This window comes from Magnetofaba australis IT-1 (assembly GCF_002109495.1).
Taxonomy (GTDB): Bacteria; Pseudomonadota; Magnetococcia; order Magnetococcales; family Magnetococcaceae; genus Magnetofaba; species Magnetofaba australis.
This window is the reverse complement of the sequence record NZ_LVJN01000018.1, coordinates 311,171-332,946: the sequence shown is the minus strand read 5'-3', so window position 1 is coordinate 332,946 and position 21,776 is coordinate 311,171. Positions and strand designations below refer to the sequence as shown.

Below are 21,776 nucleotides of genomic sequence, written 5' to 3'. Positions count from 1 at the left end.
GTGGGAGGCGACAATCTGGCGCATGCCAATCTCTCTTACGCCACCCTCTCCGGCTGCAGCCTGGACCGGCACAACCTACCCGGCGTCAACCTCTACGGCGCAACCCTGATCACCCTCTCCCTACAGGGCGCAATTCTGGATCAAGCGGATCTACGCGACGCCGTGTTGGGCGGCGTGGATCTCACCGGCGCCAGTTTGCGCGGGGCCAATCTCCGTTACGCAAATCTCACCGGCGCGAGTTTGCGCGGGTCACGAATTCGACATCATTGCAAGCCCGCCATTCTCGCATCGGCTGATCTGACCGAAGCGGATCTCCGCCGCTCCGATCTCAGCAATGTAAAATACAACTGCGCCACCATTTGGCCATCGGCCAAATTGCAACACGAGTCGATATCGATCCCTTCCCCCTGTCGCGATTAACCAGCCGATGATTTCCTATAGTCGCTTGAATCCAGAATGACACAAATCCAAAGATCTCAATGTTTGCTTGACGTTGGTTCAGCTTGCGCTGACTATGAGACAAATTTCCAGAGGAAATTTGTCGGGATTGATTCGGGCCATCCATGGCCCTCACCCTGCGGGCTCGCTGCGCGAGTCCGATTTGGCAATCCTGCCAAATCGTCATAGGGTCTGTGACCCTTAAGCGGGTGTGTAATGGAATGGTCCGCTCCGCTACCCAAACGGCCTCGCAATGGGCCAAGATGGTGGTGTGTTTTTCCATCTAAACGGAGTCGGAGCGGACCATGAGCAATCATATCGAAAACGGACAGGTACGGGTACTGGGGATTGATCTGGGCAAGAGCGTGTTTCAGTTGCATGGCGTGGATGCGCGCGGCAAAAGCGTTCTCAAGAAGCGACTGAAACGAGACGAGCTCCTGGAGTACATGGCGCAACTGCCGCCGCGCCTGGTGGGGATGGAAGCCAGTAGCGGCGCCCACCATTGGGCGCGGAAATTTCAGGGATATGGGCATGATGTGCGTTTGATGGCGCCGCAATATGTGAAGCCCTACGTGAAGCGGCACAAGAACGACAGCGTGGATGCAGAGGCGATTTGCGAAGCGGTACAGCGTCCGAATATGCGTTTTGTGGGGATCAAAAGCGTTGCCCAGCAAGAAATTCTAGCGTTGCATCGGGTGCGCAGTCTGGCGGTGAAGAACCGCACGGCGTTGGTGAACCAGATTCGCGGACTGCTTGCCGAGTATGGGATTGTCTTTCCCAAGAGCATCAAGCAGGCGCGGCGGGCGATTGTGCTGATTTTGAGTGATGAGAGCTCGGAAATGAGCGCCAATTTTCGCGTAATTCTGGAGGATGAGCGCGATGAGCTGGCGCATTTGGATGAGCGCATCGGCAAATATGAGCGTGAGATTGAGGCGCTGGCCAAGGCGGAGCCGCAGTGTCGATTGCTGATGACGATCCCGGGAGTGGGACCGATCACGGCGACGGCGCTGTTGGCGTCGGTGGGGGATGTGCGGGCGTTTAAGAATGGCCGGGAGCTGTCGGCATGGATAGGGTTGGTTCCGAATCAGCACTCCACAGGGGGCAAGGCGTGGCTGACGGGGATCAGCAAGCGGGGAAACGGTTATCTTCGCACCCTGTTGATTCATGGGGCGCGGGCGGCGTTGCGCGTGTGTGAAAACAAGCCGGATCGCCGCAGCCAGTGGGCAGTGTCGGTGTCGGAACGTCGCGGCGCAAATAGAGCAGTGGTGGCGCTGGCCAACCGCATGGCGCGCAGCGCGTGGGCGATGCTGGTGAAGCAGGAGGCCTATGGGGCCAGCGCCGCTGTGTAGAGAGAGCGCAATACAACTCTAAAAGAAAAACAGGCCGATAAGGAAAGAGAAAGAGATCCCACCAGCCAGGTTGCGAGAGAGAGTCGAGATTGATGGCGTGAAACGGCATAGCCCTGCGTGGTCAAGAACCTGTTTCGCCCAAGGGCCCATAGAGGCCGAGGGTGTGTTGAGGAGGGCCACGCGCAAATTCCATCAGGGCCAGAGGGCGACAAGCCCCTCATCAACAGGCCGGATACATGGGCGCGACTAAGCCTCACACATCAGTGGACATTTTCTCTTGCCGTGGCGGAGCGGACCATACATGGGCGGAGCCCACGATTCGGCAGGATTGCCGAATCGGACTCGCGCAGCGAGCCCGAAGGGTGAGGGCCATGGATGGCCCGAATCACGGTGTGGTTGTTGATCTTGGGGAGCTCGAGGGCGAAGCCCTCGATATCTTCCAGCGCCCATATGTTCACTTTTGAATGCTAGCGACTATATGCGCCAGATTTCAGCGCGCGCGCAAAACTCTCACCTTTTGTTCACACCTTCAACTTTCTTAGCTGACACAATCAGCGCCCATTTTGCCACATGGCTAAACGCGCTATTCTAAGTTGTTGTTATTTGATGCATCACGATTTGTAAGTCTCTACGGAAGGGCAAGCGCGTGCGCCGCCACCATCACATACTTCTGCTCTGTCTGCTTCTGATCGGATTCACTCTGCCGCAACCAGGCTGGAGCGAAACCACATCCTATCGCATCGGCGTGCTGGCCAAACGCGGGGTCAATCAAGCCCTCACCCAGTGGAAACCCACCGCTGACTACCTCACTGAGAAAATTCCACATGCGACTTTTGAGTTGATCCCACTGGGATTCGATGAGGTCACCCCCAAGGTCTCAGCCGGTGAAATCGACTTTCTGATCACCAACCCCTCCATGTATGTGGAGATGGAGACCCTGTTTGGCGTCAGCCGTCTGGCCACGCTCAAGAACCTGGGTCCCGATGGTCGCGCGCTGACCGTGTTCGGCGGCGTTATCTTCACCAAAGCCAACCGCAGCGATATCCACACCATCGCCGACTTGAAGAAGATCAACGCCTTCATGGCGGTGAAGGAGAATTCTCTGGGCGGTTTCCAGGTGGCGTGGCACGAGTTGACCAAATACGGCATTGACCCCTATACAGACTTCAAACGACTGATTTTCCGCAGCAAGCACGACTCCGTGGTGCTGGCGGTGGGGCGCGGCGATGTGGATGCGGGCACAGTGCGCACCGACACCCTGGAGCGCATGCACGCCGAAGGCAAAATCAACATCGACGACTTCAAAGTCATCGGCTCCGGCTATGGCGAGAAGATTCAGGAGTTCCCGTATAAAGTCAGCACCGTTCTCATGCCCGAATGGCCCTTCGCCAAACTGGACCACACCCCGGACAAGATCTCTCAAGAGGTCACCGTGGCGCTGTTGGAGATGCAGCCGGACTCCTACGCCGCCAAGTTTGGCAAGAATGCCGGCTGGACTGTGCCGTTGAACTACCAACCTGTGCGCAGCCTGATGCAGGATTTGCGCATCGGCCCGTTCCGCGACTTCGGCAAACCCTCTCTGAAGCGGTTGATGACCGAATATTGGCGTTGGATCACCGGTTTCACCGTGTTCCTCACCTTCTTGATCTGGCTGCTCTCCTACATCATCAAGATCAACCGCCGCATCTCCGCCTCGGAGAAGAAACTTACCGTGGAGGTGAATGAGCGCATCAGCGCGGAGAAGCAGCTGGCCGAGCGCGGCGAGGCGCTGCGCGCCGAGGTGATCCGCAATACCGCCTCCCTGCAGCATCTGGAAAAGATCCGCAAGTTCCACGAACTCACCTCGCTGCTGATCACCACACTCAACCCCAAAGCGCTGCTGCAGAAGGCGTTGGATCGCGTGGTGGAGCTGAGTGAATGCCAGATCGGCGGCATTTTCCTGTATGACGAGAAGAGCCAGCAGGTGCGCCCCTACGTTTTCCACGGTGTGAGCGCCAAGAGCATGTCCGCAGTGGGGCTGGGCGAGAGTCTCCCTGCTCAGGTGATTGCCGACCGTAAGCCGCGCCACATCCGCACCCTACCCAATGAGTGCGCGCTAACAGTGGATTTCGGCCTGTGGAAGAGCTGTCCCAAGGAGCTGTTGATGCTGCCCATGCTCTCCAAAGAGAGCGCGCTGGGCATGATCACCCTGGGCTCCATCAATGGGTTTGCTCAAGAGGACATCGAAGTTCTCTCCCACATGGCCGACCAGATCTCCATCATGCTGGAGAACGCCCTGGCCAATGAGGAGATGGAGCGGCTCTCCACCATCGACAGCCTCACCGGACTGTATAACCGTCGCCAACTCAATGAGTTCCTTGATCGCGAAGTAAAGAAAGCGCTGCGCCATCACCACAATATCGGCTTGCTGGTGATGGACGTAGATCACTTCAAGAAGATCAATGATGATTTCGGCCATCCGGAGGGGGATGTGGTGCTGGTGGCGGTGGCCGAAGCGTTGCGGGAAACTGCGCGGGAGATCGATATTCTGGGCCGGTTTGGCGGCGAGGAGTTTGTGGCGATTCTGCCGTCAACGGATCTGGCGGGCGCCAAGGCGCTGGGCGAAAAGATGCGCGATGCCATCGCCAACTTGGATCTGTCGCCGCACTGCACCCGTCCGGTCACCATCAGCATCGGCGTCACCGCGCTATGGGAAGCCAACGCCAAAAGCGTGCAGCAACTGGTCAAACAGGCCGACCAGGCGCTCTACACCGCCAAAGCGACTGGGCGCAATCGCTGTTGCGTGGCGGCCTCCGACGGCGTGCAGTAAGTCGTAACAAGCAGTCAGCGTCGGAGCGCCAACTCGCGTCGACATCCCCCTAGGCGGACGCGTCCGAGGTCTGCGGCGCGCTCATCTCTTTACTCAACGCACGCCCGCGCGCCAGCATGGGGCGCACTTCGATATGAAAGCCGCCATCGGCGGTGACCAAGGGCCGCTGTGACAACTCATCGAGCAGCTCCAGCGCATCCAGACACCAGGTGAGCAGTTGCGGCGACCAATCCCCCGTGGCGATGCGCGTTGGCGTCAATCGGCGCATCAGAATCCCATTGTCGCGGTCGGTGCGCTCCATGTGCTCCCGATAGCTGTTGGCCACCTGGGCAAAACCGCTGAACAGTTGCGCCTGCTTGTCCATGGAGGAGACCGCACGTTTGGTCATTTCGCGGTTCTTGTGCGCGTTTTCCATTTTACGCTCGGCCATCTTCTCGCGCGAAAGCGTGTTGCGCATGAAGCTGGCGGTGAGCTGCTCGCAATCGACGCCCAAAAAGCCGCCGCTGGGCTTGGGCAGATTGGTGGCGCAGGGCTCTTCGCTGATCAGGAAGCGAATGGCGCAGCTCTCCTCCACCCGCTGTCGCATCCAATCCATAAAGGTCTCGCCCGCTGCAGGCTTAACCAGATTGGCGATACCGAATGCCCCCACCCCCACCAACATGCAGGGGCTGGCCGCCTGACCATAACTGAGCAGCGTGCGCGCCTGTCGCCCGGTCTCGCGCACAGTAACCAGATGCTCATGCTGCGCGGGCGTGAGCGCGGCGGTAAGCTGTGGCTCGGAGAGAATCCGCTCCGCCGTGCGGCACAGCGACTCACCCACCATTTTCAGGCGGGTTTCTCCCAACTCACGTAACGCCGTGACAGCGTCCTGACTGGCGGTTTTCAGATCGTTGCGGGATTCCTGATAGAAGGAGACGGACAGCGCCTCCTCCTCTTTGGCGCGTTTGAACATCGCATCGGTACGCCCCTGACGGGACAGCGCCGCGCTGGTCAGAAAGGCGCCAGCGATCAAGCGTGCGGGAAACATGCTACTCCTCCTGGCTCATCCCACCCAACATCTCCAGGATTTCACCATACAGATCCATCTGCCGTGTGGTCCAGTTCTCCAACAGCGCCAGATCCACTTGGTGGATCTGCAATCGTTCGGCAATCTCCTGAATCAGAGCCTTCTCATCCGGGTGATAATTTCCATCGGCATACGCCAACCCGAGCAGTTCCAATATCAGCACCAGCGCTTCGCGACGCTGGGGAAACAGTCCTTCCAACTCTGGCCAAGGGGGGGCGTAACCCGGCGCCTCATGCAGCGGCACGCCGGTTTCGTGTGCGATCCGCTCCAGCACCGCAGCCTCGTTGTTATCCACCAACTCATCCACCCGCGCCAGATGAATTAACAGCGCCTGCAGCATACGCGTCTGCTCAGGGGTTAGCAGGTCGATAAACATATCAGCGCACTCCCTTGTGAGCCTCGCGGGATAATCTGATTCAGATCCCCCATCACCAATCCGTTACATCAGCATCGACAACTCTATTCCATCACAACCGGCGTATAGACGCCAGCTTCATCCCGGCAAATGTCTGCTGTGTGAAGAGAAAATCGGCGCTGTCGCACACATGACTCCTACGCGTCGGAGAACTGTCGCAATGCCTTCAAAGCATCACGCAGGCGCCGCTTCGGCGTGTTAAACGCAAAGAGGGCCACGAACTGTCGTGGCCCTCCATACATCTACTCACCTAAGCGATTCTTCGATTACTTAGTCGCCATGGCCACCGGCAGCGGGGTGGCCGCCGTGCTGGCGGGCAGAATCGGATAGGTCACATCCGGTTGTTCGCCGGTGAGGGTCTCCAGGAACGCGGTGATATCCTTGATCTGCGCATCAGAGAGTTTTTCCCCCAACTGGCTCTGACCCATAATGGCCACCGCCTGCTCCAGGTTCCACACCTTGCCGGAGTGGAAGTAGGGCGCGGTCAAAGCGATGTTGCGCAGCGGACCGGCGCGGAACACATAGGCGTCGTCAGCGGTTTTGGTCACCGCAAAGCGCCCTTTGTCCCCTTGCGGCAACACGTCGGCGCCCGGTTTCTCCACCACGCCAAACGGATAGTAATCCTGTCCGCCCACATTGACGCCCGAGTGGCAACCGGAGCAGCCTTTATCCATGAACAGCGCCAGGCCGCGTTTTTCCTGATCGGTCATGGCGGCGGCGTTGCCCTCCAGGAACTGGTCAAAACGCGAAGCCGGGGTGATCAGCGTGGCTTCGAACGATTCGATGGCCTTAGCCATGTTATCGAAGCTCACCGGGCTCTTCTCACCGGGGAACGCCTTACCGAAACGCTCCACATATTCCGGGATGCTGTTGAGGGTCTTCTCCACCATGGCGGGGGTGTTGCTCATCTCCACGCCAGCCTGCACCGGACCTTTGGCCTGCGCCTTGAGATCTTCGGCGCGACCATCCCAGAACTGCGCCACGTTGAACACCGCATTCAACGCCGTGGGGGCGTTGCGGGGGCCTTTAGCCCAGCCGTGTCCAATGGAGGTCTCCAGATTGTCATCACCTCCCATGCCGACGTTGTGACAGGTGTTGCAGCTAATCAGATGGCTGGCCGACAGACGCGGTTCAAAGAACAGCATCTTGCCCAACTCCACCCGCTCCCGGGTCACCACATTGCCCGACAACGCCGGCGGCGCCGAAGGAATGGGCTTGAAGGTTTCGCGCGCCTGAGCCATCAGGTCGCTTCCCGCCAGCGCCGAACTGATCGGGGCCAAAGTGAATAACGCCGCAATCGCCAATGCCTTTTTCATGATCTCTTCTCCAGGTCGTTGCCCATGTCAGTGCATGGGGAGAAACAGCCAATGAGAGAACCATAGAGAGGTTTAATGGCTTGGTCCAATATCATTTATCTATTGAATGAATAGGCCCACGCTATCCCTGTTTGCAGAGGGAATCAATTGCCTCAACGCAACAGCGTCACACCAACGGGCGGGGCGGAATAGATGGACTTGACCAGGGCTTGCAGAGCGGAGGGGTTGGGAAAGGAGCTGCGCCATGCCAACGCAACCCGGCGTTTGGGCGCGGGCTCGCAGAACGGCACGTAGCGCACGTAGCGATTCTCCTTGGCGGGGCAGTCGGCGGTGTTGCAGATCAATGAATGGATTGAGGAGGCGGGCAGCACGGAAACGCCCACCGCAGTGGCCACCATGTGCCGGATGGTCTCCAATGAACTGCCTTCGATGATGTTGCCGCCCGCCCCTTCGGCGGTGTCGGCCATCTTCATACAGTCCGGGCAGATCTCCAACACCTGATCGCGGAAGCAGTTGCCCTTACCCAGCAGAATCAGATCATCGGTGGCCAGATCCTGCCCTTCGATGTGCGGGCGATGCTCCCAGGCATGGCCCGCAGGCACCGCCGCCATAAATGGCTCATCATACAGGGACTGGATCTTAACCCCATGCTCCTGATATGGCAGCGCGATGATAATGGCGTCCACATCGCCGCGTTTGAGGCGCTCCGTCAGCACCGTGGTATAGTTCTCCTCCACCAACAACTTCATATTGGGCGCAAGTTTGCGGAACGCCGGAATCATGTTGGGGAACAGATAGGGGCCGATGGTCATGATGGCGCCGATGCGCAACGCGCCGCTTAACGGGTCGGCCCCATCCTGGGCGATGCATTTGATCTGGTCGATCTCCTCCAGAACCTTCTGGATCTGGGTGATGATCTGCGCGCCGAGCTCGGTGACCGAGACTTCATTCTTATGGCGCTCAAAGATCGGCAGCCCCAACTCCTCCTCCAGCCCTTTGATGGCCACGCTCAAGGAGGGTTGGCTCACATGGCAGAGCTTGGCGGCGCGGCTGAAATTGCCCGCCTGGGCCACCGCCAGCACATAGCGCATCTGGTTCAGATTCAACGTTATCTTCCCAGAGTCGCGTTACTGCGTGGTCGCTGTCGCGGTTGGCGTCAGCGTCACGCTGCCCTGATTGAGCGTCACCCCGGCGATCTGCCCGGTGTAGAACTGGTCAATGGGCACCGAAGTCGGCGCGCTCTGTCCGCTGTTGGTTGCGCTATCACCCGTAAAGAAGGAGAGCCCGCCGCCCGCCATGACGGAGACGATGTCATTGTACTGCTGAATCACCGTATCCAACGGAATGGTCAGGTTGGGCAGGTAGTCCACCGAGTGCACCACGTCCACATAGGAGTCGGTGGCGCTAAAGCCAATGGTGGTGTCGGTCACCACCGGAACCACGCGGAAACGCACCGAGGCGGTGTAGTCCGAACCGTAAGAGGCCAGATCCTGGAACAGGCTGGTCAATTGGGTTTGCGCGCTCTGCGGCAGACGCGAGACCAACTGATCCACGGATTTCAGGTCAGCGCTGACCTCCACCATGGCCGGTGAGATGCTCACCCCCAGATTGGGCACGATGTCCGACAGCGACTGCGTCACCTGCCCGCCGCTGCTCATCTGCTGCGCCAATTTAGCCAGAATCAGACTGCGCACATCGGTCTCCGTGAGCGCCACCGACTGCCCTGCGGCCAACTGCTCCTCGATGCCTTGATAGACCACCCGCCCGCTATCGCGCAGAGTCGAATCGGCGCCGGAAACGCCAACGATATCGATGGAGCCGTTGAAATTCTGCAGATAGATCACAAAGTTCTTGGTCAGTGACAGCCCTGTGCCGTTCTTATCGGTCACCGTGACGGTGATGTTGTGCTGACGGTCATAGGTATCAAACTTCTCCACTGCCGTGGCGTCATTGACCACCAAACCGCCCGCATCGATGCTGAAGCGTCCCGAGGCGTCATTGTAGGGAGAGGCAAAGGCGAACACGAAGCCCGAGGAGTCATTAGGATCGGTCACCGTGAACAGGCCAACGGTATCGCCATTGGTCACGCTTCCGCTCTGAATCGCATTATTGGAGAGCGTCAGATCGGTGGGGGCCTGGTTGGTGGTGGTGCTGCCGCCGGTTGATCCACCCGTCGTGCCGCCGCCACTGCCTGTCGAGGGTGAGGTGGTCCCAGTGCTGCCCGTATTGCCGGTCGTTCCCGTGTTGCCGGTTGTTCCCGTGCTGCCGGTGGAACCCGTGCTGCCGGTGGCGCCTGTGCTGCCCGTGGCGCCTGTGCTGCCCGTGGCGCCAGTACTCCCTGTACCGGCAGGCGTGCCGGACCCAGTTGTTCCGGTTGCGCCGCTCGAAGAGGTTCCCGTTGACTGCGCTGGGGTTTGCCCCGCCGCGTCGCCTGCGCCGGTCTGCCCGGCGTCAGAGGCTCCGCTCGCGCCGCTATCGGCAGTTGTCGGTTTGGTGAAGGTGGTGTCCACACCGCTGCCGCCGCTAGCGGCGCCTGCGGTAGTCTGCACCACCACCACCGGATTGGGGTTCGACACCACCTGTTGAGCAGCCTGTTGCGCGGCGCGCACGGGATCCTCTCCCTGCGCGATAGCCTGCTTCACATTGGAGACGACATCGCTGACCACAGCGTCGCCCACCGCTTGGGTCATGGGGTCGGATGTTTGAATCGGCGTAGTGACGATCTCATCTATCGAGGCCGGAACAGTGACCGCCTTTTTGGCGTCAGTCAGGTTCATCAGCTGCGTCGCCGTGGCGGCCTGCTCTGCGCTCATGCCCATCTGTTGCAAAGTTTGCTGCATAGATAGTTGAATCGCCTGATTCAGCCGATCAGCGTCCTGCGCCGTCTGCACCACGCCCTGCGCCTCGCTTGGAGTCAGCTGTAAATTCTCTTGCAGAGTCTGCGCAAACTGTTGCTCAATTTGCTGCAACTTGGTTGATTTTTGATCCAACAGGCTTTGGATGACCACCGCCTGATCGCCCACGGCCGCAACCATCGCCTGCTGGGAGTTGGCGTCGCTCTGCGCCTTCTTCTCCGCCGCCTGCTGGGTGGTTTGCGCCAACGCCGCCAACTGAGCCGCCGTCAATGTCGGCGTCTGCGCGACGCCATCCAGTTGCAGCGCAATTTGTGCTGCCGTATCCGCCTTGGCAGGGTCGCCCACAGCCTGTGCAATATCCTGTTTGGCCTGCGCATCCACTTGCGTGGCCTGCAACAGCGCATCGCTCAACAGATCGCGCACCTGTTGCGCTTCCGTGCCTTTCAGACCATCCAGGGTCTTCTGCACATCGCCAACGGTAATCGAGCTGTCAGCCTGTTTCAGATTCAGCGCCGCATCGACCTGATCCTGGGACAACCCCTGATCGGCCAGGGCCTGGGCCAGATCCGAATCCAGTTGCGATTTTTGCGCCTTTGCCTCTTCGGCAATCGCCTGGACTTGCTCGTTTTGCGTCGTGTTCAGTTGCGCCTTCTGCTCCAGCTGCTGGGCGACCTGTTGCTTCGCCAGGGTCTGCTGCGCGCTCTGCGCCAACTGTTGATTGAGCTGATTGCTCTGGGCGACTTGGTCGGCCAGAATCGACAACACCTGCTGCGCGGTGGCCGTATCCCCTGTTTGCGTCGCCAGATTCTCCGCCAACTGCGCATCAATCTTTTGGGCTTGCGCAGCCTTATCCTTGAGCAGTTGCGCAACGGTCAACGCTTGCAGCTCCGTCAAGCCCTCGGTGGCCGCCTTAATCTGGCTGGGGCTGGGATTGCTCTGCGCTTCGGCCAAGGCCAGCGCAGCTTGCGATTGTGCGTCACTCAACTTGGCTTTCTGTTGCAACAACTGAGCGGTCTCGTCCGTCAACTGCGCCTGCTGCGCTTCGGCCTGGGTGGTCAACTCTTTGAGCGCCTGCAGTTGCGTCTCGTCGCCCAACGCATCGCTGAGTTTTTGCTCCGTTTGCAACGCCAACTGCGCCTGCTGGGCGGCATTCTCCAACGCCAACTGTTGTAGCGCGCTGGCGGTTTCCGTTCCCAGCGTCTGCTGTAGTTCGCTGGCCATTTCATTGGCCAGTTTCGCATCAGCCTGTTTCTTCAGCAGGTCGATCTTCTCGGCCTGCTGCAACTGTGCGGGCGTCACCGAGTCGCCTACGGCGTCGAGGAAGGCGTTCTCCAGCAAGGCCTTCTCTTCGTTGCGCTTGCTCATCTCCTCCAGCACCGCCTGAGCGTTCTCATCACCCAACTGGTCCTGCAGTTTGGCGCTGAGTTCCTGATCCACATTCGCCTGCGCGGCTTCGAGGCGCTTCTGGGCCATGGCCACTGCGGCGCTCGCTCGCGGATCGCTGTCCAAACTGCTCTGGAGGTTGGAGATCTTCTCATCCAGCTGATAGATCTTATCCTGCTTGTTGACCGTCGCTTCAACTTCCTGCGCGGTCAGATCCCACTGCATTTTTTCGATCACGTCGTCAATGGAGGCGTCCGCCATCTTCTGCGCGGTTTCGGCATCGGGCGCTGCGCCGCTCTCCATCAACTCCTGGACGATCTGCTCTTTGACTTGCGCTTTGGTTTCCGCCGACACCGGCTTGGGCGTCATGGTGGCCAACTGCGCCTGCGCGACCTCAGACACCGACACGCGCTTGGCGGCGGTGGGCGCTGTATTGGCGTCGCTCACTTCCGCGCCGGTGTGGGGTTTATCCATCACCGTGGTTCCCGCTTCGTTCTGCGCCACGATGGTGGGCTCCAAAGCGATCACCACCGCTTCGGGTTTGCCATTCTCGCCGATGGTCAAACTGGTGAAGTAACTGGAGCCGCGCACCCCCATGGAGGCCACAGGGGTCTTCAGGGTAAACGGCTGGCCCTTGAGTTTGGCCAGCTTACCGGAGTTGGCGCGGAACAGACCGCGGGTCAGCTCCATCAGGCCTTTGCTATTGGTGTAGGTCTGCTCGTTGGAGGAGTCGGGCGAGTAGCTGTATTGACGGATGATGAATTCGGTATCGGCGCCCAAAGCGATGAGGGCGTCGTCGGCCATCTCCAGGATGACCCGGGCGCGTTTGCCGGTGACAATGCGCTCTTCGGGATAGACGCCGTCATTGGTGGAGAGCTGGCGCGCCTGATCTTTGTAATAAGCCGTGGCGTTGCCATGGATGCGCGCCACGCGTCCGGCGGGGATGCGGCCAAACGCGTCATCGTCCATATTCTGCTGAACGTCTTTATCCGCTGCCGCAGTTTGAACGTTTTTCGGCCCGGCGGGCGCCGCATCAGACTCCGTCATGGCGTTCGGTTGAACGGCGGTGACTTTGCTATCGTCCAGGACGCTGGCTGCGCTGCCGGAGGACGGCGCGCGACGCGCAGGACTGAGAATGATCTGCTTGGCGGGTTTTTGACTGACGCTGTCGGTGAGCATGGAGAGCCCCCCGAACACCGCTGCGCCGATCACGACCCCAACCACCACCAGGCCAATCAGCACCCACTGAGAGGGAAACTCTTTCTTACCCATGCCGCCACCTTGAGAATCTCCGCTGCGAACCCGAAACATTGCGCCGTTAAGGTGCAATCACTGCGCCATCCATTAAGTTGTCCAGCCAGCCCCCCGCCCGGGGAGCGGTTCGTGCTTGGCAACTCTTTGGTTAGACAGCAGGTTCAGAACAGCCGGTTCATCTGAGCAGACGTACGCCGCGTCCTTGGCGCACCTTCCACATATTGGATCATGCTAGCATGCGCCTCAATGGGGAAGCAACGCGACAATCTGTGACGACAGCTACCGGGCTTGAGCGTCATCCGCATTTGACGCGGACTCGGTCGATACGGGCGTTGGCTTTGCCGCACCATCTTGTTTACGCAGGGCTGCCACCGCCTTATTGATCTCCTCAACTTGTAACGGGCTGGCCTTGAGCCACACCGGACGCTGCGGCGGGGCCAGGTAGATCGCCTCACCCTGCTTCCACACCGGAATCGCCTGGGCGGTCTCGGCATTGCCCACGGTCATAACGAACCAGGGGTCGGGCAGCTCGGCGCCCGCTTTGACGGCGGAGAACGCTTCGCGCGTGGCCAGCTCCTCGAAGCTCTTCCACAACGGGCGCTCCCATTGGCCTTTATCGTTGCGCTCGGCGCGGTAGTTCTCGTTATTGACAAAGGCCAGGGCCAGTTGCGTCACGTTATTGCCCAACAGTGGACGCAGCGCCGACAGCGACAGCGGATCGCGCTGGATATCCTCGGCTACATATTCAGGGATGACAATGGCGTCATCCTCACCGGGGCGCAGAGCCAGCAGCTTGTCCCCCACTTGCCAGCCGCTCACCGCCACGCTGTCGCCCTTGGCGTTGGTCAACTCGGCGCGCCACTCGGGATTCTCCGGCGGCGGCGGCGCGGGAACGAACGACATCCCCACACTATTGGTCACCGTATTCACCCAGATCGGCGCGCGGTTGAGTGAAGCGCGATCCTTATAAGGGGACTGCAACGCCCACTCCCCTTTATCACTCTTGACCATCACCACGTCGCCCTGCTTACCGAAGACGGCGATGCGGGTCACATCATCGCTGCGCCACGCTGGAAACAGACGTTTATCGCGCAGATCATCCGCCGTCTGCACCAGTGCGGAGAGATCCGCCGCGGCGACCAAAGCCACATCGCCGCCCTCGCCCAACTGCACATAGCGTTTGCTGGAGACCGGCGCCACGCCGCCCAGGATCAGCGTTTCGCTCTGGCCCTCTTTGGTGGAAACGGTCAGTTTGGCGCTGGGCTTATCCAGTCCGAACGGAGCCAGATCCTCCACTTTGCCAACAAGACGGGCGTAGCGTTTCTCCAGCGGCTCCAGCAGACGCGCGGCGGAATCGGCGTCGGTGCGCAGAGGCTTGGGCGCGGTGATGGCCCAGCCGCTCTGCTGCCGCGTGAGGGTCAATTGCGTCCCCTCACGATCGGTAAAGCTCATGCTGGCGATCTGCTCGGGTTTGAGCGCGGAGAGGGCGCGGGAGCGCTCATCGGCGCGCTTTTCCCCCTCTTCGTGGCGCTGCAGCCCTAGCAGCACGCCGAAGCCGACCACCACCACCGCTAACAGAATGAGATTGAGTCTCCACCCGCTACTCATGGCGTTCTCACCTTTCAAATCAATGCCACCACGTCTTAGAAGAGCCCATTGAAATCCAACAAAACTTCAATCACGCACGCAGGTAAACTCACGAGGGTCCAGGGAAATCATTTCCCTGGCGGGCCCCGGGCGGCGCCCTCGTGGGGTCTGGGGCAAAGCTCCAGTCTCTTTCATAGTCGCTCGTATCAAAAAGTGAACATATGGGCGCTGGAAGATATCGAGGGCTACGCCCTCGAGCTCCCAAGATCAACAGCCACACCGTGGGCTCCGCCCACACCCGCTGGGGGCGCAGCCCCCAGACCCCGCCGCCGTCCAGTCGGCGGCCCATAGTCAGAGCAAGCCGGGCCTACGTCACGCAAACATTGCATATTTGGATATGTATCATTCTGAATTCAAGCGACGATATTACCCCCACCCCATCAACGCCGCCGACGCCGCATCCAGATCGCCACCCCGGCGCCCGCCAGAGAGACGGGAACCACCCCCAACAGCAGCACCATGAGCAGGATCAAGTCGCCGCCTTGCAGCTGCATGCCAGCGTCCAACACCGGCTTGGGCTTGATGGCGATGCTGTTCTCCTCCGAAGCGAGCCAGCGAATCATGTTGAGGAACAGATCGGCGTTGCCGGGATAGCCCATCAATTGATCGCTGGGGAAATCGGCGTCCGCCGTCACCACCAGACGCTTATCGCCATCGGCCACCGCCGAGGCCATGACAATGGGTCCGCGCTTGTCGCCATCGGTCTGCTGGAAGGAGATGGATTCGCCATCCAGATTGCCGCTCTCCAACCAACTGGATTCGGAGCTGGCCAGCAGGCGGCTGCGGGTCCAGGTCGCGCCGGTGGGGATCTCGCTATCCAGCGCCAGACCGCGCGCGGTGTAGAAAACCGGAATCTGCGTCAATTTGGGCGCGATGGGGTGATTCTCATCCACCTCGGCGGGAGGAATGGCGAACGGCGTGCGCGCCATGCGCGGCTCCACCAGCGTCCCCTCCAGCAGCTTGACGCCATAAGGCTCCAGCAGCGCAGACAGACCGCCATCGCCCTCCGGGTCCAGCAGGGTCATCAGCCGCGCCTGTTTATTCTCGTTCCACCAGGTGGTCAGACGCGCAATTTCCGGCTCCAGTAGATCGCTCTTGGGACCGGGGATGATCAGCACGTCCACATCATCAGGGATCTTCTCCTGCTCCACCAGACGGATCACGCCGACGTCGTAGCCCTCGGCCTTGAGCACGGCGATCACCTGGCTATAGGCGCTGCGATCGCCTTTATCCAAAACGTGCTCGCCGTGGCCGGTGACAAAGCGCACTGTCTTGCGCTTCTCCTTGCCCATGCGCACCAGGGCGTTGGTGAGCTCCTCTTCGGAGAGGATCTCCACCTTCTCCTGCTTGTCGCCTGCACGCAGCACCACCGTGCCCAGTTTGGTCACGCCGTCGGCCTTGACCAGATCGGGCCTCAGCTCCGGATCGACGATGACGATGCGCAGCTTGGCGTTGTGCAGTTGATACTTCTCCAACTCCTCCTTGGCCACCGCCGCTTCGTTGCTGCTCTCCTGCGCGTAGACGGTGGCGGTCAGGCCCTCTTCAAAACCCTGCACCGCCTTGATGGACTGCTCGGCCAAACTGTGCTGTTTGTTGGCGGTCCAGTCCCACTGCACGTCATAGCGCTTCACCGCCACGCCGATGAGGGTGAGCAGGGCCACGCCGATGGCCAGCAGAGTCAACAACTGCGCGCGCTGGCTGCGACGATAGGTTTGATTCATCTCCATGATCGATTCTCCCTTTGCCGTTTAGCCGCGAATCCGTTCCGACACCAGAAAGTGCCGCGCCACAAACAGGCCGAAACCGACCACCAGGAGGAAATAGACCAGATCCGACAGCCGCACCATGCCGCGCAACATGTTCTGATAGTGGTCGGACAGGGCGAGGAATTTGATCGCCTCACCGGCGGTGTCGCCCACCGCCGAACTCATCCAACCGACGATCCACAGAAACAGCAGCAGGCCGAATGTCACAACCGCCGCCACGATGGGGTTTTCGGTGGCCGCAGAGACCGCCAGCCCCAGCGCGCCAAAAGCCGACGCCACCAGGAACACCCCCAGCATGCAGGAGAGGATCACCCCCACGTCGGGGTTGGCGTAGAGGGAGAGGGTCCACGGCAGCAGCCCGATCAGGGTGATGGCGGCGGCCAGGAACAGCAGCAGCCCCAGATACTTGCCCAGCACAATCTGGGTCGGAGAGAGGGGTGAAGCGGCCAACGCGGGCCAGGTGTCGCGGCGCTTCTCATCGGCGATCAGCCGCATGGTGACCAGGGGGAGAATCAAGAGGAGCAGAATCGCGGTGTTGGCGTAGAGGGAGCGAATCACCACCTCGGTGACGGAAAGCTGCTGGCCCATCTGGGCATATAGCATCACCGCGTCCTGATAGCTCTGCATCATGCTCAAGAACATGAAGCTAATAATAAAGAACAGCACCGCCAGCAGACTCCACGCCAACGGCGAGAGAAACATACTGCGCCACTCGCGCCACGCCAAGGTCCAGATTGCGCTCATTACGCCGCCTCCTGTTGCTGCGATTCCGCCGACTCTTCGCGGGTGGTGAGTTGCACGAACACCTCCTCCAGGGCGTTGGAGCCCGGGGTCAGTTCACGCAGGTCCCAGCCCCCCGTCACCGCCGCAGCGAGCAGAGCGGGAATGGGATCAGCGCCTGCTTGCGGCAGCACCGTCCAGCCCCCCTCCACCACATGCACAGCGGCCACGCCATCCAGCGCCTCCACCGCCGCAGGCTCCGGCGGCGCGCCGAAGCGCACGCGCACGCCATGCTGCTCGCTGGCGCGCGCCTCCAGTCCCGCCATGGAGTCCTCCAGCACGATGCGCCCGCCATTGATCACCGCCACCCGGTCACAGGTCATGCGCACCTCGGGCAGGATGTGGGTGGAGAGCATCACCGCATGCTCCTGGCCCAACTCTTTAATCAGGTCGCGGATCTCGCGGATCTGAATGGGGTCGAGGCCCACTGTGGGCTCATCCAGAATCACCACATCCGGGCCATGCACGATGGCCTGTGCGATGCCCGCGCGCTGGCGGTAGCCTTTGGAGAGGTTGCGCAGCAGCCGTTCGGCCACATGGGTCAGACCGCAGCGGGCCATGGCGCCATCCACCGCCCCACGACGCTGCTTACCGCCCACCCCGCGCAATTGCGCCAGATAGCTGAGATATTCGCGCACCGTCAGCTCGCCATAGATGGGCGGCGTCTCCGGCAGAAAGCCGATCTTGCGTTTGGCGACGTCGGGATTGGCCACCACATCCACCCCGGCGACGCTCACGGAACCGGAGGTGGGCGCCAGCAAGCCGGAGAGAATGCGCATGCAGGTGGTCTTACCGGCGCCGTTGGGGCCAAGAAAGCCCATCACCTGACCGCGGGAGACCTGGAGATTGACGGCGTCCAGCGCCCGATTGGGTCCGTAATCGCGGGTGAGATTCACCGTTTCGATCATGATTTGTGACATCACGCGCTCCTCGAGTCGGTCTGGCCAGGAAGTGCTGAGGGAGATCTATTGACGTTTGCGCATCCTCTAACGCGCCACTCATCGGATTCCGGCGCGCGGGCATTATGTAAGACGCGCTGCGCACAATCTCAAGTGACGGGGAAAATTTTCTTTTCCGATGCAACGTCCAAGAATGCATCAGACATGATTAATTTTTAATCACACGAACAAAATGTGATCATAAACTCATCAGTTAAGGTCCACATCCAGCACCGTCCAACATTTACCCTGAAGCCACAGAGTGACGCTTAATCAGACTGTTAATGCGATCAGTTGCGATAACAAACGCTTGGCACATCGGTTGCTCCCTCGGCATCGCAATGTCACACAGTGAGGAAAACACCCTCAACTTATTGCAGCCTCATGAAAAAAATCGAAGCGATCATCAAACCCTTCAAACTTGACGACGTGAAACGCGGACTCATCGAGTGCGGCGTTGTCGGCGTCACCGTCAGCGAAGTGCGCGGCTTCGGGCGGCAAAAAGGGCACACCGAGATCTATCGCGGCTCGGAATACGAAGTGGACTTTCTCCCTAAAGTAAAAGTCGAAGCCATCGTGCCGTCGGAACTTGCGCAACAAGCGCTGGAGGTGCTGGAAGGCGCCGCGCGCACCGGACGCATTGGCGATGGCAAAATGTTTGTCAGTGGCGTCGACGGCGCGGTGCGCATTCGCACCGGAGAGACTGGCGTTGACGCCGTCTAACGGGTAAGATCGCCCAAATTTCATGCGCTTTGGGAAGAAGCACGCCCCAAGGGCAAACAAATACTGGCGGTTTGCGCCAAATCTGGCTAATAATTGAGCAGCCTGTACACCCCACCTACAGTTCAGAAAGGAACTTAGTCACATGGCCAATCAGGAAGCGGTGAATAAAGCCCTGTCGATGATCGAGACCGAAGGCGTGAAATTCTGCGACTTCCGTTTCACGGACTTCAAAGGCAAGTGGCAGCACATCACCACCCCCGCTCGCATGGTCACGCCCGACGTGTTTGACGACGGCTTCGGTTTTGACGGCTCCTCCATCGAGGGCTGGTGCGCCATCAACCAATCGGACATGGTCTATCTGCCGCTGGCCGAAACCGCCGTGATGGATCCGTTCGCCGAGCACGCCACCCTGATCTTCATCTGCGACATCGTTGATCCGTTCACCGGCGAAGGCTACATTCGCGACCCCCGCGCCGTCGCCAAGCGCGCCGAAGCGTACCTGAAGTCCACCGGCATCGGCGACACCTGCTACGTCGGCCCCGAAGCCGAATTCTTCGTGTTCGACTCCGCCCGCTTCGCCTCCGACATGAACCACGTGTTCTACCACATCGACTCCGAAGAGGGCGTGTGGAACAACTCCAAAGAGTTCGAAGACGGCAACTGGGGCCACCGTCCCGGCGTCAAGGGCGGCTACTTCCCCGTGCCCCCCGTGGACTCCTATCAGGATCTGCGTAACGAGATGACCCTGGTGATGGAAGAGATGGGTCTGACCATCGAATTCCACCACCACGAAGTGGCCACCGCCGGTCAGTGCGAAATCGACATGCGTTTCGACACCCTGACCCACATGGCCGACAATCTGCAGATCTACAAGTATGTGGTCCACAACGTGGCTCACAACTACGGCAAAACCGCCACCTTCATGCCCAAGCCTCTGGCTGGCGACAACGGCTCCGGCATGCACTGCCACATGTCCATCTGGAAAGACGGCCAGCCCCTGTTTGCCGGCAACCAGTACGCCGACCTGTCGGAAATGGCTCTGAACTACATCGCCGGCATCAAGAAGCACGCCCGCGCCATCAACGCCTTCACCAACGCTTCGACCAACTCCTACAAGCGTCTGATCCCCGGCTTTGAAGCGCCCGTGCTGCTGGCCCACTCCAGCCGCAACCGTTCGGCCTCCATCCGCATCCCGGCGGCCAACAACCCCAAAGGCAAGCGTTGCGAAATCCGCTTCCCGGACCCCTCCGCCAACCCCTACCTGGCCTTCTCCGCTCTGATGATGGCGGGTATGGACGGCATTGAGAGCAAGCTGGACGCCGGCGCGCCCATGGACAAGAACCTGTATGACCTGCCCGCCGAAGAGCTGCACGGCATCCCCACCGTGTGCGGCTCCCTGCGCGAAGCTCTGGAAGCGCTGTCGGAAGACCGTGAGTTCCTCAAGAAGGGCGACGTGTTCAGCGACGACCTGATCGACGCCTACATCGACCTGAAGATGGAAGAAGTGCACACCATGGAGCACACCCCCCATCCGGTCGAGTTCGAAATGTACTACAGCGTCTAAGTTCAAGCCCCTGCGCTTGACACGCTTTTTGAAAATTCGCCTGCTGAAGCGCCTGCTTCAGCAGGCGTTTTTTTCTCCTGATTCACCCACTCCCGAGCCTGCCGCCGCTTGTGACGATCCTGCGCACCCGATTCGCTCTGCTAGCGCTGTTGATTCCGGCTCTCTGGTCTGGCGCAGCGCAGGCCTACCCCTGCCGACCTGATGGTGACGCACAGATCACCCTGCGCATGCAACCGGCTACGCCGCAACAGATCATCCGCATCGACCAACAAGCCCTGGTGCGCAAAACCGGCAAACCCTACATTCTGGGACTGACCGAGGCGAAAGCATTCTCTGTTGGGCAGTACACTTTCGGACGCTACGCCGATGGCCAGGAGAAGCAGTGCCTCTATATCACCGGCATCGACTTCACCATCGGCTATGAGGATGTCCTCATCTATATCCTGGGTGAATACCCGCGCGAATCGTGTCAGTATGGAGTGATTCACGCCCATGAGATGCGCCACGTGGAGATCTTGAATCAGGAGCTGCAGCGCGCACTGCCGGGGTTGAAACAGGATCTGTCGCGCATCAGCCGCAATTTGACCCAACGGGTGCGCCCCCAGCGGACGCAACAGGCCCAGCGCGCCATCGAAACCCGTGTGCGCGGCCGTGTGCGTTTGGCCATCAATCGCGCCATGCGGCGGGTGGATCGCGCCAATGCCCGCATCGATACCAAACAGGCCTATCTGGCCGAGAACCGCAAGTGCCGCAACTGGCGGAGCATCGCCCATGCGTCTCAATCTTCGCAACACATGGATTAGGTTGCTGCTGCTCACGGTGTTGATGGCTGCGCCGCAAACGTTGCGCGCGCAGGAACGCGACCCCTGCGCCAAATCCTTTGCCCACGCCATCGCCTTCCGCTACGCGCCCATCACCCTTGAGGCGCAAGGCGCTCAACCTGCATCGTTGTTTAAACTCAAGCGACTGGCCGGCCAGCCAAACGCCCGCATTCTTGGCTACACGCAAACACATTTCTTCATGCAATTACCGATTTACCGGACCCAACGTTTTGAGCGAGCGGGCGGATCAGCCTGCTACCGCATCGCTGAAATCACCCTGCGTTTCGGCTATGATAAAATGTTGGTTCACTATCTGGATAAATACCAACCCGGCAGCTGCCCCTACGCCACGATTCTGGCCCATGAGCAGGAGCATGTGGACGCCTATAACGCCAAGCTGAAGACGCACGCCCCCGCGCTGGCCGCAACGTTGAAAAAATGGGCCAGCCGCCAGGTTATCCCGGTGCGGGATTTTGATACCGAGATGGCTCAGGATGCGCTGCGACAGAAGATTAAACGGGGCTTCGAACTCTCACTCAGGCAGCTCCAGCGCCGCATCCAGCTCTACCAGGCCGACATTGACGACGATGTGTGGCGGCGCCTGCAACCGCTCTGCTCAGATTGGTAATGTGTAAAACCGCTTCACCCCCCC

General features: G+C 60.1%; 16 protein-coding genes. 7 read left to right on the top strand and 9 right to left on the bottom strand.

The window, feature by feature from the left end; genetic code table 11:
* The 3 genes from MAIT1_RS07625 to MAIT1_RS07615 all read left to right on the top strand — a co-directional run bounded on the left by MAIT1_RS07625 (window position 1) and on the right by MAIT1_RS07615 (window position 4,596).
* Window positions 1–420 (top strand): pentapeptide repeat-containing protein, encoded by a 420-nt coding sequence (locus tag MAIT1_RS07625; RefSeq protein WP_158089375.1) that lies wholly within the window; start codon window positions 1–3, stop codon window positions 418–420.
* A 323-nt stretch (window positions 421–743) separates the two neighbouring features.
* Entirely contained in the window at window positions 744–1,787 is a 1,044-nt protein-coding gene (locus MAIT1_RS07620; protein WP_085441690.1) for an IS110 family RNA-guided transposase, read from the top strand.
* 646 nt (window positions 1,788–2,433) lie between these two features.
* Entirely contained in the window at window positions 2,434–4,596 is a 2,163-nt protein-coding gene (locus tag MAIT1_RS07615; protein WP_085441689.1) for a diguanylate cyclase, read from the top strand.
* 49 nt (window positions 4,597–4,645) lie between these two features.
* Here MAIT1_RS07615 and MAIT1_RS07610 read toward each other — a convergent pair whose 3' ends face one another.
* The 9 genes from MAIT1_RS07610 to MAIT1_RS07570 all read right to left on the bottom strand — a co-directional run bounded on the left by MAIT1_RS07610 (window position 4,646) and on the right by MAIT1_RS07570 (window position 17,998).
* A complete protein-coding gene (locus MAIT1_RS07610) occupies window positions 4,646–5,623 on the bottom strand; it encodes a hypothetical protein (protein WP_085441688.1) in 978 nt (325 codons plus the stop codon).
* Between the two features lies 1 nt (window position 5,624).
* Entirely contained in the window at window positions 5,625–6,038 is a 414-nt protein-coding gene (locus MAIT1_RS07605; protein ID WP_085441687.1) for a TerB family tellurite resistance protein, read from the bottom strand.
* Window positions 6,039–6,343: 305 nt separating this feature from the next.
* Window positions 6,344–7,393 (bottom strand): cytochrome-c peroxidase, encoded by a 1,050-nt coding sequence (locus tag MAIT1_RS07600; protein WP_143814718.1) that lies wholly within the window; start codon window positions 7,391–7,393, stop codon window positions 6,344–6,346.
* A 152-nt stretch (window positions 7,394–7,545) separates the two neighbouring features.
* Complete coding sequence (locus tag MAIT1_RS07595; RefSeq protein ID WP_085441685.1) at window positions 7,546–8,499, bottom strand: hydrogen peroxide-inducible genes activator; 954 nt, start codon at window positions 8,497–8,499, stop codon at window positions 7,546–7,548.
* A gap of 21 nt (window positions 8,500–8,520) precedes the next feature.
* A complete protein-coding gene (locus tag MAIT1_RS07590) occupies window positions 8,521–12,903 on the bottom strand; it encodes a FecR domain-containing protein (RefSeq protein ID WP_158089374.1) in 4,383 nt (1,460 codons plus the stop codon).
* Window positions 12,904–13,164: 261 nt separating this feature from the next.
* Window positions 13,165–14,493 (bottom strand): DUF4340 domain-containing protein, encoded by a 1,329-nt coding sequence (locus MAIT1_RS07585; protein WP_085441683.1) that lies wholly within the window; start codon window positions 14,491–14,493, stop codon window positions 13,165–13,167.
* A 419-nt stretch (window positions 14,494–14,912) separates the two neighbouring features.
* On the bottom strand, window positions 14,913–16,259 hold the full coding sequence (locus tag MAIT1_RS07580; protein ID WP_085441682.1) for a GldG family protein: 1,347 nt from the start codon (window positions 16,257–16,259) through the stop codon (window positions 14,913–14,915).
* Between the two features lie 21 nt (window positions 16,260–16,280).
* Window positions 16,281–17,042, bottom strand: coding sequence for an ABC transporter permease subunit (locus tag MAIT1_RS07575; protein WP_085441681.1), 762 nt, complete (start codon window positions 17,040–17,042; stop codon window positions 16,281–16,283).
* Window positions 17,042–17,998 carry an ABC transporter ATP-binding protein gene (locus MAIT1_RS07570; RefSeq protein ID WP_085441680.1) on the bottom strand — a complete coding sequence of 319 codons (957 nt, stop codon included), beginning with the start codon at window positions 17,996–17,998 and terminating at the stop codon, window positions 17,042–17,044. Before MAIT1_RS07570 ends, MAIT1_RS07575 begins: the two co-directional genes overlap by 1 nt.
* Before the next feature lie 402 nt (window positions 17,999–18,400).
* Here MAIT1_RS07570 and MAIT1_RS07565 point away from each other — a divergent pair, with 402 nt between their 5' ends.
* The 4 genes from MAIT1_RS07565 to MAIT1_RS07550 all read left to right on the top strand — a co-directional run bounded on the left by MAIT1_RS07565 (window position 18,401) and on the right by MAIT1_RS07550 (window position 21,752).
* On the top strand, window positions 18,401–18,739 hold the full coding sequence (locus MAIT1_RS07565) for a P-II family nitrogen regulator (RefSeq protein ID WP_085441679.1): 339 nt from the start codon (window positions 18,401–18,403) through the stop codon (window positions 18,737–18,739).
* A gap of 142 nt (window positions 18,740–18,881) precedes the next feature.
* Window positions 18,882–20,303, top strand: a complete 1,422-nt coding sequence (glnA, locus tag MAIT1_RS07560) for a type I glutamate--ammonia ligase (protein ID WP_085441678.1) — start codon at window positions 18,882–18,884, stop codon at window positions 20,301–20,303.
* A gap of 110 nt (window positions 20,304–20,413) precedes the next feature.
* Window positions 20,414–21,106, top strand: a complete 693-nt coding sequence (locus MAIT1_RS07555) for a hypothetical protein (RefSeq protein WP_143814717.1) — start codon at window positions 20,414–20,416, stop codon at window positions 21,104–21,106.
* Entirely contained in the window at window positions 21,075–21,752 is a 678-nt protein-coding gene (locus tag MAIT1_RS07550; protein WP_143814716.1) for a hypothetical protein, read from the top strand. Before MAIT1_RS07555 ends, MAIT1_RS07550 begins: the two co-directional genes overlap by 32 nt.
* The last annotated feature ends 24 nt before the right edge of the window (window positions 21,753–21,776 follow it).

Coding starts and splice junctions, on each gene's coding strand:
- MAIT1_RS07620 (WP_085441690.1), top strand. CDS start 744: ATGAGCAATCATATCGAAAACGGACAGGTACGGGTACTGGGGATTGAT.
- MAIT1_RS07610 (WP_085441688.1), bottom strand. CDS start 5,623: ATGTTTCCCGCACGCTTGATCGCTGGCGCCTTTCTGACCAGCGCGGCG.
- MAIT1_RS07605 (WP_085441687.1), bottom strand. CDS start 6,038: ATGTTTATCGACCTGCTAACCCCTGAGCAGACGCGTATGCTGCAGGCG.
- MAIT1_RS07600 (WP_143814718.1), bottom strand. CDS start 7,393: ATGAAAAAGGCATTGGCGATTGCGGCGTTATTCACTTTGGCCCCGATC.
- MAIT1_RS07590 (WP_158089374.1), bottom strand. CDS start 12,903: ATGGGTAAGAAAGAGTTTCCCTCTCAGTGGGTGCTGATTGGCCTGGTG.
- MAIT1_RS07585 (WP_085441683.1), bottom strand. CDS start 14,493: ATGAGTAGCGGGTGGAGACTCAATCTCATTCTGTTAGCGGTGGTGGTG.
- MAIT1_RS07580 (WP_085441682.1), bottom strand. CDS start 16,259: ATGGAGATGAATCAAACCTATCGTCGCAGCCAGCGCGCGCAGTTGTTG.
- MAIT1_RS07575 (WP_085441681.1), bottom strand. CDS start 17,042: ATGAGCGCAATCTGGACCTTGGCGTGGCGCGAGTGGCGCAGTATGTTT.
- MAIT1_RS07570 (WP_085441680.1), bottom strand. CDS start 17,998: ATGTCACAAATCATGATCGAAACGGTGAATCTCACCCGCGATTACGGA.
- MAIT1_RS07565 (WP_085441679.1), top strand. CDS start 18,401: ATGAAAAAAATCGAAGCGATCATCAAACCCTTCAAACTTGACGACGTG.
- glnA (WP_085441678.1), top strand. CDS start 18,882: ATGGCCAATCAGGAAGCGGTGAATAAAGCCCTGTCGATGATCGAGACC.
- MAIT1_RS07550 (WP_143814716.1), top strand. CDS start 21,075: ATGCGTCTCAATCTTCGCAACACATGGATTAGGTTGCTGCTGCTCACG.